13 protein-coding genes are annotated in these 14,166 nt (G+C 72.7%); 11 read left to right on the forward strand and 2 right to left on the reverse strand.

The genetic code is table 11. The annotated features are described in order from the left end of the window. Positions 1-87: 87 nt before the first annotated feature. The 6 genes from OG403_RS22570 to OG403_RS22595 all read left to right on the forward strand — a co-directional run bounded on the left by OG403_RS22570 (position 88) and on the right by OG403_RS22595 (position 7,315). A complete protein-coding gene (locus OG403_RS22570) occupies positions 88-882 on the forward strand; it encodes an isoprenyl transferase (RefSeq protein ID WP_329567188.1) in 795 nt (264 codons plus the stop codon). Between the two features lie 238 nt (positions 883-1,120). Beyond that, positions 1,121-2,455 carry a PhoH family protein gene (locus tag OG403_RS22575; RefSeq protein WP_329567190.1) on the forward strand — a complete coding sequence of 445 codons (1,335 nt, stop codon included), beginning with the start codon at positions 1,121-1,123 and terminating at the stop codon, positions 2,453-2,455. Between the two features lie 404 nt (positions 2,456-2,859). After that, a complete protein-coding gene (locus OG403_RS22580; RefSeq protein ID WP_329567192.1) occupies positions 2,860-3,600 on the forward strand; it encodes a lytic transglycosylase domain-containing protein in 741 nt (246 codons plus the stop codon). A 167-nt stretch (positions 3,601-3,767) separates the two neighbouring features. Then, positions 3,768-5,228, forward strand: coding sequence for an AI-2E family transporter (locus OG403_RS22585; RefSeq protein ID WP_329567194.1), 1,461 nt, complete (start codon positions 3,768-3,770; stop codon positions 5,226-5,228). Positions 5,229-5,237: 9 nt separating this feature from the next. Continuing rightward, the gene (locus OG403_RS22590) at positions 5,238-6,587 is read left to right on the forward strand and encodes an AAA family ATPase (protein ID WP_329567196.1); all 1,350 of its coding nucleotides are present in this window, start codon (positions 5,238-5,240) and stop codon (positions 6,585-6,587) included. Continuing rightward, entirely contained in the window at positions 6,584-7,315 is a 732-nt protein-coding gene (locus OG403_RS22595; RefSeq protein ID WP_329567198.1) for an HNH endonuclease, read from the forward strand. The genes OG403_RS22590 and OG403_RS22595 overlap by 4 nt, the downstream gene beginning before the upstream one ends. Positions 7,316-7,328: 13 nt before the next feature. Here OG403_RS22595 and OG403_RS22600 read toward each other — a convergent pair whose 3' ends face one another. Both OG403_RS22600 and OG403_RS22605 read right to left on the reverse strand, forming a co-directional pair. Beyond that, positions 7,329-7,862: a carboxymuconolactone decarboxylase family protein gene (locus OG403_RS22600; RefSeq protein WP_329567200.1), complete on the reverse strand. Its 534-nt coding sequence runs from the start codon at positions 7,860-7,862 to the stop codon at positions 7,329-7,331. A 3-nt stretch (positions 7,863-7,865) separates the two neighbouring features. Continuing rightward, positions 7,866-8,417: a peroxiredoxin gene (locus OG403_RS22605; RefSeq protein WP_329567202.1), complete on the reverse strand. Its 552-nt coding sequence runs from the start codon at positions 8,415-8,417 to the stop codon at positions 7,866-7,868. 218 nt (positions 8,418-8,635) lie between these two features. Between OG403_RS22605 and OG403_RS22610 the strand changes: the two genes are divergently transcribed. The 5 genes from OG403_RS22610 to OG403_RS22630 all read left to right on the forward strand — a co-directional run bounded on the left by OG403_RS22610 (position 8,636) and on the right by OG403_RS22630 (position 14,125). Next, complete coding sequence (locus tag OG403_RS22610; RefSeq protein ID WP_442910957.1) at positions 8,636-9,523, forward strand: hydrogen peroxide-inducible genes activator; 888 nt, start codon at positions 8,636-8,638, stop codon at positions 9,521-9,523. A gap of 252 nt (positions 9,524-9,775) precedes the next feature. Further along, positions 9,776-11,023, forward strand: coding sequence for a phosphodiester glycosidase family protein (locus tag OG403_RS22615; protein ID WP_329567204.1), 1,248 nt, complete (start codon positions 9,776-9,778; stop codon positions 11,021-11,023). Continuing rightward, positions 11,020-11,979, forward strand: coding sequence for a decaprenyl-phosphate phosphoribosyltransferase (locus OG403_RS22620; protein WP_329567207.1), 960 nt, complete (start codon positions 11,020-11,022; stop codon positions 11,977-11,979). Before OG403_RS22615 ends, OG403_RS22620 begins: the two co-directional genes overlap by 4 nt. Then, positions 11,979-13,307, forward strand: a complete 1,329-nt coding sequence (locus tag OG403_RS22625; RefSeq protein ID WP_329567209.1) for an FAD-binding oxidoreductase — start codon at positions 11,979-11,981, stop codon at positions 13,305-13,307. Before OG403_RS22620 ends, OG403_RS22625 begins: the two co-directional genes overlap by 1 nt. 5 nt (positions 13,308-13,312) lie before the next feature. Further along, positions 13,313-14,125, forward strand: coding sequence for an SDR family NAD(P)-dependent oxidoreductase (locus OG403_RS22630; protein ID WP_329567211.1), 813 nt, complete (start codon positions 13,313-13,315; stop codon positions 14,123-14,125). Positions 14,126-14,166: the final 41 nt, after the last annotated feature.

Genomic DNA, 14,166 nt, shown 5'->3' on the forward strand with positions numbered 1-14,166 from the left:
GAGCCGGAGTACGCTGCTCCAGGACCCGTGGCAGCCAAGCCACTCGGGACCACGGGGGCCAAGGGGTCAAGCTCAGAGGGGCAACGAATGGGTCTGCGCGATCTCGTCGACCGCACGCCGGGTCTGCGGACCGTCCTCGGCGGCATGTACCGCCTGTACGGCCAGCGGGTCGAGGCCCACCTCGGCAAGACCCCGCACCACGTCGGCGTGATCATGGACGGCAACCGCCGCTGGGCCAAGGCGGCCGGCGGCACCGCGGCGTTCGGCCACCGGCGCGGCGCCGACAAGATCACCGAGTTCCTCGGCTGGTGCGACGAGACCAACATCGAGGTCGTCACCCTCTGGATGCTCTCGACCGACAACCTGACCCGGCCGCCGGAGGAGCTCGTCGCCCTGCTCGGCATCATCGAGGACGCGGTGACCGGGCTGGCCGAGGCCAAGCGCTACAAGGTCAACCCGATCGGCACCCTGGACCTGCTGCCCAGCCGGACCGCCGAGATCCTGAAGAACGCGGCGGCCGACACCGCGCACCTCGAAGGCATCACGGTCAACGTGGCCGTCGGCTACGGCGGTCGGCACGAGATCGCCGACGCGGTCCGCTCGCTGCTCCAGGAGCACGCCGACCGGGGCACCTCGATCGAGGAACTGGTCGAGAGCCTGGACGTCGAGCACATCGCCGAGCGCCTCTACACCAAGGGCCAGCCGGATCCGGACCTGGTGATCCGCACCTCCGGCGAGCAGCGGCTGTCCGGCTTCCTGCTCTGGCAGAGCGCGCACAGCGAGTTCTACTTCTGCGAGGCGTACTGGCCGGCCTTCCGCAAGGTCGACTTCCTGCGGGCGCTGCGCGCGTACGAACAGCGGCACCGCCGCTACGGCGGCTGAACGTTTGCTGGGAGACTCCTGCGCGGACCCTGCGCAGACCCTGCGTAGACGCTCGAAGCGCCGTCAAGACCGCCTGACCACCGCCGAACGTTCATGAGAAGTGATCCAGGACTTCGCATGAGCAAGCATGCCCGACGGCTCGTCAGGGCATACACATGGCATACCGGCACCCTGCCCATCGGGGTCGCGGGGGCCGGTGAGCCGCGGGTGACGCAGGGTCGCCCGCCCTGGAGGCCTAGTGGTCAGTTCCAAGAGCCGCCGGACACCAGACCGGCGCACGTACGTCCTTGACACCAGCGTGCTTTTGGCCGACCCGCTCGCCATGACGCGGTTCGAGGAGCACGAAGTGGTGCTCCCCGTCGTCGTGGTCACCGAGCTGGAGGCCAAACGACACCACCCCGAACTGGGCTACTTCGCCCGCCAGGCCCTGCGCCTGCTGGACGACTTCCGGGTCCGCTACGGCCGACTCGACGAGCCCATCCCGGTCGGCGAGATCGGCGGCTCGATCCGGGTCGAGCTCAACCACTCCGACCCCTCGGTGCTGCCGGCCGGTTACCGGGTCGGTGGCGGCGAGGCGGACACCCGGATCCTGGCGGTCGCCCGCAATCTGCAGGCGGAGGGGTACGACGTCACCGTCGTCTCCAAGGACCTCCCGATGCGGATCAAGGCCAGCGCGGTCGGCCTGCTCGCCGAGGAGTACCGGGCGGAGCTGGCGATCACCTCCGGTTGGACCGGAATGTCCGAACTGCCGGTTGCCGCCGACCAGGTGGACGAGCTCTTCGGTGCCCCGCACGACGCCGCCGTGGTGGTCGACGGCGCCGAGGAACTGCCGGTGCACACCGGCCTGGTGCTCAGCTCCGAGCGTGGCCGGGCCCTGGGCCGGGTCACCCAGGACGGCCGGGTCAAGCTGGTGCGCGGTGACCGCGAGGCGTTCGGCCTGCGCGGGCGCAGCGCCGAGCAGCGGGTGGCGCTGGACGTGCTGCTCGATCCCGAGGTCGGCATCGTCTCGCTCGGCGGCCGGGCCGGCACCGGCAAGTCGGCGCTGGCGCTCTGCGCGGGCCTGGAGGCGGTGCTGGAGCGTCGCCAGCACCGCAAGGTGATGGTCTTCCGGCCGCTGTACGCGGTCGGCGGCCAGGAGTTGGGCTACCTGCCGGGCAGCGAGTCGGAGAAGATGAGCCCGTGGGCGCAGGCCGTCTTCGACACCTTGGGCGCGGTCACCACGCCCGCGGTGATCGAGGAGGTGATCTCCCGCGGGATGCTGGAGGTGCTGCCGCTCACCCACATCCGGGGCCGCTCGTTGCACGACGCGTTCGTGATCGTCGACGAGGCGCAGTCGCTGGAGCGCAACGTGCTGCTCACGGTGCTGTCCCGGATCGGCCAGGGCTCGCGGGTGGTGCTCACCCACGACGTGGCGCAGCGGGACAACCTCCGGGTGGGGCGCTACGACGGGGTGGTGGCGGTGGTGGAGAAGCTGAAGGGGCATCCGCTCTTCGCGCACATCACCCTCACGCGCTCCGAGCGCTCCCCGATCGCCGCGTTGGTGACCGAGATGCTCGAGGACATCCAGCCCTGAGCCCCCGGTAGGTCTGCCGTATCGGCATACGAACGATCCGCCCGGTTCCTGGCGTTGGCCTCGAACCGGGCGGATCGTCAGCACATCGCACCGCGCGTGGTCCGCGGAACGGCCGATTCCAGCTCCGGTGGATGATGTGAGCTTCGCCACGCAACCGGGAATTGCGCAGCCGTGTCTCCGTGCGGCATGGTGAGGTCTCTGTCAGGCCCCGCGTACGGCCCGCTGGTTGGGCGTCAACTGAATATGCAAGGTCCGTACGCCGCCCGAACTCCTTGCCCGCACCGGCTTGTCCGGCTGTGGGCACCGGGCCAGTGTCTCCCGTGACCAGCACCAGGTGGAGGCCAGTGACCAGGGGCATGTTGCGTCCTCACGGTCACGCGGGGTCGACGCTGGAAGGAAACCATGTGACTCGGATCTCGGTCCGGGGAGTTGCTGTGGCCTCCGCCACCGCCGTCACCGCTGTCGGTGCCGTCGTTGGTGTGGCTTCGGGCAGCGAGGCCTCTCCCGTTCAGTCGGTCGATGTCGCGGGGTCCACCCTGTTCGCGGACGTCCCGTCAGCTGGCCAGGCGCAGGCGATCAGCGACAACATCGCCAACCAGTCCGTTGCCCAGCAGCAGGCTGCCGATGCCGCGACGAAGCAGGCCGCCGAGCAGGCCGCCCGCCTCAAGGCGGCTGCCGACGCGCAGGCCAAGGCCGACGCGGACAAGGCGGCTGCCGACGCGGCCCAGGCCGCTGCCAAGGCGGCTCAGGCCGCTCAGCAGCAGGCGCAGCAGGAGGCCGCCGCCCTGGCGAAGGCCAAGTCGCAGATGGCGGTCACCACCACCGACGACTCGGCGCCGCCCGTCTCGGCCAGCCCGGGTTCGGTGCAGGCGATCGCCCAGGGGATCATCGGCGACAGCACCCAGTTCCAGTGCTTCAGCAACATCGTGACGCGCGAGAGCGGCTGGAACTACCAGGCCACCAACTCCGGTTCCGGTGCCTACGGTCTGGTCCAGGCGCTGCCGGGCTCCAAGATGGCCTCGGCCGGCGCGGACTGGCGGACCAACCCCGCCACCCAGATCAAGTGGGGCCTCGGTTACATGAACGACCGTTACGGCAGCCCGTGTGGCGCCTGGTCGTTCTGGCAGGCCCACAGCTGGTACTAGACCCACGGTCGGTGCCGCAGTCACCACAGCGTGTGACGCCCTCGGTCGTTCCGGCCGGGGGCTCGCGCGTTTTTCCCGCCCCGGCGCCGAAAGGGTGAACCGGGCAGGTAGCGTCGTACCCGCACACCGTGGCACCCGGCCCGCGGTGAACCGGGAGGACGGACCACATGGCACGGGGTGGGCAGCGCGGCCGCATGGTCTCCAAGGCCGTCACCTGGAGCGCGTCACTGGCGGGCCGGTTGGCCGAGCGCCGTCGCGCCGCGGTCGAGGAGCGGACCGGCTCGCTCGCCGTGCGCCCCGAGGTGGTGCTGGAGCCGCAGCCGCTCCCGGTGCCGCAGGCCGTCCCCACCCCGCAGCCGGCCGCGGCGGACGCCGAACCGCCGCACCGCGAGCAGCCGCGCCCGCGTGACCCGCATCCGGGGCGCCCGGCCAGTCCGGCCGAGGCGGTGCCCTGGGGGCTGCGGGTGGCGGCCGAGTCCACCTGGCGGCTGCTGCTGCTCGGTGCCGCGCTCTACGTGATCTTCTACGTGGTCGACATGCTGCGGCTGGTCGCCTTCGCGCTGCTGGCCGGGGTGTTGATCTCGGCGCTGCTGGAACCCACGGTCTCCTGGCTCAAGCGGCACGGCGTGCCGCGCTCGTTGGCCGCGACCGTCACCTTCCTGACCGGTCTGGCCGGCATCTGCCTGGTCGGCTGGTTCGTCTTCTGGCAGGTCAGTACCAACATCACCGAGGTCTCCAACCAGGCCAGCAACGGTGTACAGACCCTGCACAACTGGCTGCTCAAGGGGCCGATGCACCTGACCCCCCAGCAGTTGAACGGCTTCACCACCCAGGTGAAGCTCGCGATCACCAACAACACCAACCAGATCACCTCGCTCGGGTTCACCACCGTGGGCATCGTGATCGAGGTGGTGACCGGCGTGCTGCTGGCCGCCTTCACCACCTACTTCCTGCTCTACGACGGCGCCAAGATCTGGAGTTGGGTGCTGCGCGGCCTGCCCCGGCAGTCCCGCTACGCGATGGCCGGCGCCGGTCCGAAGGCCTGGGCCACGCTGACCGCCTACGTGCGCGGCACCGTCTTCGTCGCCTTCATCGACGCGCTCTGCATCGGGATCGGGATCCAACTGCTCGGGGTGCCGCTGGCGATGCCGCTGGCCGTGATCATCTTCCTGGGCGCCTTCGTGCCGCTGGTCGGCGCGCTGGTCACCGGCACCCTGGCGGTGCTGATCGCGCTGGTCACCAAGGACGTCTACACGGCCGGCATGGTGCTGCTGGTGCTGGTCACCGTCCAGCAGATCGAGGGCCACCTGCTGCAGCCGCTGATCCTGGGCCGCGCGGTGCGGGTGCACCCGCTGGGCGTGGTGCTCGGAGTGGCCTCCGGCTCGATCATCGGCGGGATCGGCGGGGCGATCGTGGCGGTGCCGCTGATCGCGGTCACCAACACGGTGGTCGGCCACCTGCGGCGCCGCAACGCCGCCGCCGACGAGGTCTTCATCGCGGTGGCGGCCGCACAGGAAGCCGCCCATGAGGCCGCGCACGAGGCTGCCCACGCGGCAGCGCCCGACGCCCCGCCGCAATCGGCGCAGAAGCTGTCCGACCTCTCCCCGGAGCAGCCCGTCAGCTCCTAAAGTGGCGTCATGTATGTGACCAGGCTGGGCATCTCGGGCATTCGCGGCTTCACCCCGGCCCGCGAGGTGCGGCAGCTGGAACTCCCGCAGGCCGGCTGGACGGTGCTCGCCGGGCGCAACGGAGCCGGCAAGACCACGCTGCTGCGGGCCCTCGCGCTGGCCCTCGGCGGCCCCTCGGTGTCGCGCAGCCTGGTCAGCGACTTCTCCGGCTGGCTGACGGCCGGCGAACGGACCGGCTGGGTGCAGGCCTTCGTCCGCCCGGACTGGTCGGTGGACCGGCTGGCGGGCAGCGGCAAGGCGCCCAAGTACGACCTCAAGCTGGGCCTGCGGTGGACCCTGCCGCGGCCGCCGGCCGGGGGGATCCCGATGGCCGTCGGCCCGCGTCCGGAGCTGGAGGCCTTCGGCTCGGCCAGCCCCGAGCGCGGCCCGTGGGCGGAGAACCCGCGCGGCTGGTTCTTCGCCGGCTACGGCCCGTTCCGCCGGCTGCTCGGCGGGGCCGGGGAGAGCCAGCGGCTGATGCTCTCGGCCGGCCCGGTCGGCCGGCTCGCCACCCTCTTCCACGAGGAGGCCTCGCTCGCCGAGGGCGTCTCCTGGCTGATCGACCAGCACGTGCGCCGCCTCGAGGGCCGCCCCGGCGCCCAGCAGGCCCTGGACGTGGTCAGCGCGCTGCTCTCGGACGGCCTGCTGCCGGACGGCTTCGCGGTCTCCCGGGTCGACTCCGACGGCCTCTGGGTGCACCGCACCGGCGACGGTGAGCTGAACGTCGGCGGGCCCGACTTCCCGCTGCGGGAACTCAGCGACGGCTACCGCACGGTGGCCGCCCTGGTGCTCGACCTGGTCCGCCAGTTCCAGAACTGCTACGGCAGCCTCCCGCAGGACGAGCACGGCGCGATCACCCTGCCCGGCATCGTGCTGATCGACGAGGTCGACGCCCACCTGCACGTCAGCTGGCAGCAGCGGATCGGGCCGTGGCTGAAGGCGCACTTCCCGCGCGTGCAGTTCATCGTCTCGACGCACAGTCCGTACATCTGCCAGGCCGCCGACCCCGGCGGGTTGATCCGGATCGCCGGCCTGGACGAGGACGCCCCGCCGCAGCCGGTCAGCGAGGAGCTGTACCGGCGGATCGTCTACGGCAGCGGCGACGACGCGGTCCTCTCCGAGCTGTTCGGCCTGGAGTCGCCGTACTCCGCGCGGGCCGAGGACGCCCGCCGCCGGATCGGCGACCTGGAGGGCAGGGTGCTGGCCGGCGACTCCACCGACGAGGAGCTGGCCGAGTACCAGGAGCTGACCGACCGGCTGATGAGCTCGCTCTCCGCCCGGGTCGACGAGGTCGCCGCCCGGCTGGGACGCGCCAGATGATCCCGCTGCAGCGGCGCCCGTTACCCGAGGAGCTGGCCGGCCGGATGGCGGCCCGCAGCGAACGGTTGCCGGAGTACCGGGGCGGTGCCCGGGAGTTGTGGCGGGACAGCCGCACCATCCGGCGCGACCTGAGCGCCCAGCTGGTCGCGATGGCCGCCGGGCTCTCCCGCTGCATGTACTGCGGGGACAGCGAGGGCACCAGCATCGACCACTTCCAGCCGATCGCGATGGCCCCGCAGCGCGCCTTCGACTGGCTCAACCACCTGTGGGCGTGCGCCTTCTGCAACAGCAACCAGAAGCGCGACCTCTACCCGACCGACCGGCACGGCGCGGCGCTGCTGATCGACCCCACCGCCGACGAACCCGCCGACCACCTCGACCTGGTGCTCGCCACCGGCGCCTACCGCCCGCGTACCCCCAAGGGCCGCGAGACGATCCGGATCTTCGGCCTGGACCGCCCGGTGCTGGAGCGCGGCCGGGCCCAGGCCTACGTGCGCTGCCGCTCGATGCTGCGCGACCTGGCGCGGCTGTCCGATCACGACGAACGGGACGAAGCGGTGGCGGTCGCCCACGCGCTCACCGTGCAGCCGTTCGCCGACGTGCTCTACGAGATGCTGCGGCTGCGCACCGCGCCCCGGGCCGCGCTGGTCTTCGGCGCCGAGACGGTGGCGGGTCTGAACACACTGGTGGGGCCCCACTTCGCGAAGTGGGGCCCCACCGGGAGCTGACGCCGGGTCGGGCTCAGGCCAGCAGCGCCTCGGCGTCCAGCACCGAGGCCACGGCCTGCACGACGGCGGCGATCCGGATCGCGACCTGGATCGTCTCGCGGTCCACGCCCGCCTTGCGCAGCACCTGCTCGTGCGAGTCCAGGCACTGGCCGCAGCCGTTGATCGCGGAGACCGCGAAGCACCAGAACTCGAAGTCGATCTTCTCGACGCCCGGGTTGCCGATGACGTTCATCCGCAGCCCGGTCCGCAGCTTCGCGTACTCCTCGTGGTCCGAGAGGAGGTGCGTGGTGCGGTAGTAGACGTTGTTCATCGCCATGATCGCGGCAGCGGCCTTGGCGGCGGTGTACGCCTGCTCGGAGAGCAGCTCCTTGGCCTGCGGCTCCAGCTCGGCCAGCACCGGCTTGCTCGCGGTGGCCATGGCGCAGGAGAGCACGGTGCCCCAGAGCTGCTGCTGCGGGAGGTCCGAGTTGCCGATGACCGCGCTCAGGTTGAGCTTCAGGTCCTTGGCGTACTCGGGCAGTGCCGCCTTCAGTTCGTCGAGCGCCATGGGTCAGCCGGCCAGCAGGGCGGCGGCGTCCAGGGTGTCCTCACCCTTGGTCCAGTTGCACGGGCACAGCTCGTCGGTCTGCAGGGCGTCCAGCACCCGCAGGACCTCCTTGGGGTTACGGCCGACCGAGCCGGCGGTCACCATGACGAACTGGATCTCGTTGTTCGGGTCCACGATGAAGACGGCGCGCTGGGCGGTGCCGTCCTCGCCCTCGACGCCGCAGGCCCGCATCAGGTCGTGCTTGATGTCGGCCAGCATCGGGAAGGGCAGGTCACGCAGGTCGGCGTGGTCCTTGCGCCAGGCGTGGTGCACGAACTCCGAGTCGCCGGAGACGCCCAGGATCTGCGCGTCGCGGTCGGCGAACTCCTCGTTCAGCTTGCCGAACGCGGCGATCTCGGTCGGGCAGACGAAGGTGAAGTCCATCGGCCAGAAGAAGACGACCTTCCACTTGCCCTCGTAGGTCTTGTGGTCGATGTCGGCGAACGCGGTCGCGGCGTCCAGGTTCACGCAGGCCTTGAGGTCGAACTCGGGGAACTTGTCGCCGATCGTCAGCACGTTCGCTTCTCCTGGGTGTGGAAAATAAGGGGAGTGTGTCCGGATTGCCTATGATTCGACGGATCCCGACGTGATCCAACAGTGACACAGCCCGCAGTGATCAGTGAAATAGCTAGACTCGATCCATCTGATCGGAGAGAGTTATCAGTACCCAGCAGTCCTCAGGGTCATCGCGCCCCCGGACGCCCACCGTCGCGCAGCTGCGCGCCTTCCTCGCGGTGGTCGAGCACCGGCACTTCCGGGACGCCGCCACGGCCATCGGCACCAGCCAGCCCGCCCTCTCCGGCGCGCTCGCCACGCTGGAGGAGTCGCTGGGCGCCCAACTCGTGGAGCGTACGACACGCAAGGTGATCATCACGCCGCTGGGCGAGCGGGTGGCGGCGCACGCGCGCCGGGCACTGGCCGCGCTGCACGAGCTGACCCAGGAGGTCGAGGCCGCCCGCCGCCCGTTCACCGGCCCGCTGCACCTGGGCGTGATCCCCACCGTCGCGCCCTACCTGCTGCCGACCGTGCTGCGCCTGGTCCGCGACCAGTACCCCGACCTCGACCTGCACGTCCACGAGGAGCGCACCGCCACGCTGCTCGAGGGCCTGGCCGCCGGCCGGCTCGACCTGCTGCTGCTCGCGCTGCCCGCCGGAGGCAGCGCGCCGACCCGCGACATCCCGCTCTTCGACGAGGACTTCGTCCTGGTCACCCCGCCCGGCCACCCGCTGGCCGGGCGCACCGACGTGCCCCGCGACGTGCTGCTCGACCTGGACGTGCTGCTCCTGGAGGAGGGCCACTGCCTGCGCGACCAGGCGCTCGACGTCTGCCGCGAGGTGGGCGCGGAGCCCGGCGGGGGCTCCACCCGGGCCGCCGGGCTCTCCACCCTGGTCCAGTTGGTGGCCGGCGGGCTCGGCGTCACCCTGCTGCCGGCCACCGCGCTGGCGGTGGAGTCCGGGCGCGCCGACCGGCTGGCCGCCGTCCACTTCGCCGATCCGGCACCCGGGCGCCGGATCGGCCTGGCCACCCGCCCCGGCTCGGCCCGCGCCGCCGAGTACGACCGGTTCGCCGACTCGCTGCGGACCGTGCTGGCCGAGCTGCCGGTGCGGATCGTCGGCCCGTAGGGATGCGCCCGTCCGGGTGAGGCCCAAGGGCTAGCCCCACTGATCTGACGTCCCGTCACTTCACTCTCCCGCGCTGCCGGGTGACACCCCGCCGGGCCCCTCGCCGCTGCCCCGCCGGCCGTCGCCGCCGCGTCGCCGGGCCGCCGTGGCCACGGTGAGCTGGAGCACGCCAGAGAAGTTCGCGGTCCGCCCCGCCGCAACGGGTTGCCCGCCCGCGTCCGGGCGGTGCCGCCAGTGCAGGGAGAGAGTGGCGTGGCATCGTCGACCGAACCCGAAACGGACCAGCAGCCCGCGAGCGCGACCGACCCGGGCGGCGCCCCACCGCCCGCCCCACCCCGCCCCGGCCTGCTGCGCCGCCTGCTGCACCGGCGTCCGGTGCAGGTGGTGCTGAGCCTCTTCCTGGTCTTCCTGACCTGGCTCGGCTTCTCCATCGGCGGCGCGCTGCTCGCGCCCGGCAACGACAGCGACGTCGCCCGGGTCGCCGAATGGGCCCGCGACCACCACCTCGGCCCGGTGGTGACCGGGCTGGAGGCCGCCCAGTACAAGATGGACCCGCCCAAGGTCGGCGGCCGTCCCACCATCGCGCTCACCCCCGGCGGCCTGCCCCCCATCGCCTCCTCCGCCGTCGCGAGCGCCGAGAACAAGCACTCCGACGCCCCGGCGCTGGCGCCGATCAACCCGGCCCCGCTGGTCTCGCCGGCCGGCGACCCGCTCCCCGGCGAGGGCGCCTGGCACGTGATCGGCAGCTCCCGGGGCATCCCCTCGGTGCTCAGCGCGATGCTGCGCCCGGACAGCGAGCACACCTCCTACCTGGCCGCCGTGGTCTCGATGGACCAGCGCCTGACCCGCTTCCAGCTGCACCCCGGCACCGACGACCCGGGCCCGGACAACTGGGGCGTGCCGCCGAACATCCCGGCCGACGCCAGGGCCGGCCTGCTGGCCAGCTTCAACGGCGGCTTCAAGGTGGCCGAGGCGCAGGGCGGCTTCTACCTCAACGGCGTCACGCACGGCACGCTGCGGGACGGCGCGGGCTCGCTGGTCTTCTACAAGGACGGCCACACCGCCGTCGGCAGCTGGGGCGACGAGGTCTCGATGACCCCGGACGTGGTGGGCGTGCGGCAGAACCTGCGGCTGATCGTCGACCACGGCACGGTGCCCGAGGACGTGGACCACAACGTGGAGAGCGGCTGGGGCCTGACCATCGGCGGCAAGTTCTTCGTCTGGCGCTCGGGCGTCGGCGTCACCGAGGACGGCCGGCTGGTCTACGCCTACGGGCCCGCGCTCTCCGTGCGCACCCTGGCCGACCTGCTGCACCAGGCCGGCTGCGTGCAGGCGATGCAGCTGGACATCAACCCGGCCTGGATGTCGTACAACTACTACCAGTCGGGCTCCGACCCGGCGAACCCCGTGCCCACCAAGCTGCTGCCCGACCAGGAGCGGCCCGCCGACCGGTACTTCGAGCCGACCAGCCGCGACTTCACGGCGGTGTACGCCCGATGACCGCCCAGCCGCCGGTGCTGCCGGCCCCCGAACTCCAGCCGGTCCCCGAACTCCAGCCGATCGGCGCCCCGGCCGGCGCCGCCCGGCTCGGCTGGCCGCGTGCGGTGCTGCGCACCTCCCGGCCCCGGCAGTGGCCGAAGAACCTGCTGGTCTTCGCGGCGCCGGTGGCCGCCGCCGACCGGGGCCGGATCGAGGGCGTGGGCGGCGCCCTGGTCGCCTTCGTCGCCTTCACCCTGGCCTCCTGCGCGGTGTACTTCGTCAACGACGTGGCCGACGCGGAACGCGACCGGCACCACCCGGTCAAGCGCACCCGTCCGGTGGCCAGCGGCGAGCTGGCCGAACGGCACGCGCTGGCGGTCGCGGTGGCCTGCGTGGCGCTGGCCGAGACCGGCGCGCTGCTGGCCGCCGACGCGGGCCTGGCCGCCTGCGTGACCGGCTACCTGGCCCTGTCCTTCCTCTACTGCGCCACCCTCAAGCACCTCCCGGTGCTCGAACTGACCATGCTGGCCTCCGGGTTCGTGCTGCGCGCGATAGGCGGCGCGGCTGCCGCCGCGGTCGCGCCCTCCGGCTGGTTCGTGCTGGTCTGCAGCCTCGGCGCGCTGCTGGTGGCGATCTCCAAGCGGTACACCGAGCTGGCGGCGCTCGGCCCGGCCGCCGCCGGCCACCGGCCCTGCCTGCGCCGCTACACCCCCCAGGGGCTGCGGACGGCGCAGCGGGTGGTGAGCGTGGCGATGATCGGCGCCTACCTGAGCTGGGCGCTGCTCAACGGGTCCCGCTGGGCCGCCGATTGGCACCTGGTGACGGTGCTGCCGCTGGCCGCCGCACTGCTCCGGTTCGACCGGCTGACCGGCCGGGCCACCATGGCGCGTGTCGAGGACCTGATCACCCGGGACGGGCCGATGCTGGGGTGCGAGTTGGTCTGGTTGATGCTCTTCGTGGCAGCGGGGACGGCGTGATGGAACTTCTCCAGGGCTGGGGTCGCAGCACCGGCAGCCGCAGCGAGGTGCGCGGGCCGCTGCCCGCCGAGGCGCTGAGCGAGCTGATCACCGGCTGCGCCGAGCGCGGAGTGCTGGCCCGCGGCGCCGGCTGCAGCTACGGGGACGCCGCGCAGAGCGCCGGGGGAGTGGTGCTGGCACCGGCGACCGACCAGACGATCGAGCTGGACGCGCTGGGCGGCACGGTGCGGGCGGCCGGCTCGGTCAGCTTCGCGCAGCTGCTGGCCCGGGTGGTCCCGGCGGGGCTGCTGCTCCCGGTGCTCCCTGGGACCAGCCGGCTGACCGTGGGCGGCGCCATCGCCGCCGACGTGCACGGCAAGAACCAGCGCATCGACGGCAGCATCGGCCACTGGCTGGAGAGCATCGAACTGCTGGACGGGACCGGGCAGTTGCGGGTGCTGACCCCGGACCAGGACGGCGAGGCCTTCGCGGCGACGGTCGGCGGGATGGGCCTGACCGGCGTGATCCTGGCCGCCACCCTGCGACTGCTGCCGCTGGGCAGCGACCGGCTGCGGGTCACCTCGCGGCGGGCCGCCCACCTGGACGCGCTGCTCGACGAGCTGGACGCGGCCTCGCGCGGCAGCCGCTACGCGGTCGCCTGGATCGACACCACGGCGAGCGGGCGGGCACTGGGGCGCGGGATCGTGGACCGCGGCGACCACCTGGCCTCGGGCGGCGAGCTGCGCTACACCCCGGGACGCGCGCCGCGCGCGCCCCGGCTGCCGGTCGGCCCGTTCACCCCGCTGACCGCGCGGGCCTTCAACGGGCTCTGGTACCGCCGGGCACCGCGCGAGCGGCACAGCGTCCAGGGCCTGCCGGAGTTCTTCCACCGGCTGGACGCGGTCCGCGAGTGGAACCGGGCGCTGGGGCCGCGCGGCTTCCTGCAGTACCAGTTCGCCGTGCCGGAACCGGCCGCCGGACTGCTGGGCGAAGCGCTGACGGCGCTGCGCCGGGCCGGGGCGGCGCCGTTCCTGGGCACCGTGAAGCGGTTCGGCCGGGCGGGCTACGGGCCGCTCTCCTTCCCGCTGCCCGGCTGGTCGCTCGCCGTCGACCTGCCGGTGGGCAGCACCCTGGCCCGGGGCCGGCTGCACGCGGTGCTCGACCGGCTGGACCGGCGGGTCGCCGAGGCGGGCGGGCGGGTCTATCTGGCGAAGGACGCCCGTCTCGGGCGTGCCGCCTTCGACGCGATGTACGGGTCGTTGGACGATTGGCGCGCGGTGCGGGCCCGTCTGGACCCCACCGACACCCTGCGGTCCGACCTGGGACGGAGACTGGGACTGTGTCCTTGAACCACATGACCGACGCGAATCACCTGGGCGATGCGTCCGAACACCCGGTGGCCGGCCCGGTGGCCGGCTCCTCGGACGGGCACCGCCGCCCGCCGGGCCGGATCCTGCTGCTCGGCGGCGGCAGCGAGATCGGCCACGAGATCCTCAAGGCGCTGGACGCGCCGCCCGGCTCGCAGGTGATCCTGGCCGGGCGCGACGAGCAGCGGATGGCCGAACTGGGCGCCCACCTCCCCTACGAGGTGCGCACCGTGCCCTACGACGCCACCGCCATCGAGGGCCACCAGCGCCTGGTGGACGACCTGTTCGCGGGCGGGCCGATCGACCTGGTGGTCTCGGCCGCCGGGATCCTGACGCCGCAGCAGGTGCTGGACGGCGACCCGGTGGCCGCCGGCCGGCTGATCGAGACCAACCTCACCGGCCACGTCACCACCCTGCTCGCCGCCGTGCCGCACCTGCGGGCGCAGGGCCGGGGCCTGATCGTGATCCTCTCCTCGGTGGCCGCCGTCCGTCCGCGCAAGGCCAACTTCGTCTACGGCGCCGCCAAGGCCGGCCTGGACGCCTTCGCCCGTGGGCTCGCCGACTCGCTGCACGGCAGCGGGGTGCGGGTGCTGCTGGTCCGCCCCGGGTTCGTGATCGGCCGGATGACCGAGGGCATGCCGCCCGCCCCCGCCGCCACCACCGCCCCCGCGGTCGGCGCCGCCGTCGCGGCGGGCGTCTCGCGCGGCGCCGCCGTGGTCTGGATCCCCCGCAAGCTCGCCGTCCTCTCGCACGGGTTGCGGATCATCCCCCGCCCGCTCTGGCGCCGCCTGCGGCAGTGACGGGCATAACCCTTGGCGCCGCGACCGGTCCGCCCGGCATG

The sequence above is a fragment of the Kitasatospora sp. NBC_01266 genome, assembly GCF_036242395.1.
GTDB lineage: Bacteria > Actinomycetota > Actinomycetes > Streptomycetales > Streptomycetaceae > Kitasatospora.

Bases quoted from the DNA above. Each gene is read 5' to 3' on its own strand.
- OG403_RS22570 (WP_329567188.1), top strand. From the start codon at position 88: ATGGGTCTGCGCGATCTCGTCGACCGCACGCCGGGTCTGCGGACCGTC.
- OG403_RS22585 (WP_329567194.1), top strand. From the start codon at position 3,768: ATGGCACGGGGTGGGCAGCGCGGCCGCATGGTCTCCAAGGCCGTCACC.
- OG403_RS22590 (WP_329567196.1), top strand. From the start codon at position 5,238: ATGTATGTGACCAGGCTGGGCATCTCGGGCATTCGCGGCTTCACCCCG.
- OG403_RS22595 (WP_329567198.1), top strand. From the start codon at position 6,584: ATGATCCCGCTGCAGCGGCGCCCGTTACCCGAGGAGCTGGCCGGCCGG.
- OG403_RS22600 (WP_329567200.1), bottom strand. From the start codon at position 7,862: ATGGCGCTCGACGAACTGAAGGCGGCACTGCCCGAGTACGCCAAGGAC.
- OG403_RS22620 (WP_329567207.1), top strand. From the start codon at position 11,020: ATGACCGCCCAGCCGCCGGTGCTGCCGGCCCCCGAACTCCAGCCGGTC.
- OG403_RS22625 (WP_329567209.1), top strand. From the start codon at position 11,979: ATGGAACTTCTCCAGGGCTGGGGTCGCAGCACCGGCAGCCGCAGCGAG.
- OG403_RS22630 (WP_329567211.1), top strand. From the start codon at position 13,313: ATGACCGACGCGAATCACCTGGGCGATGCGTCCGAACACCCGGTGGCC.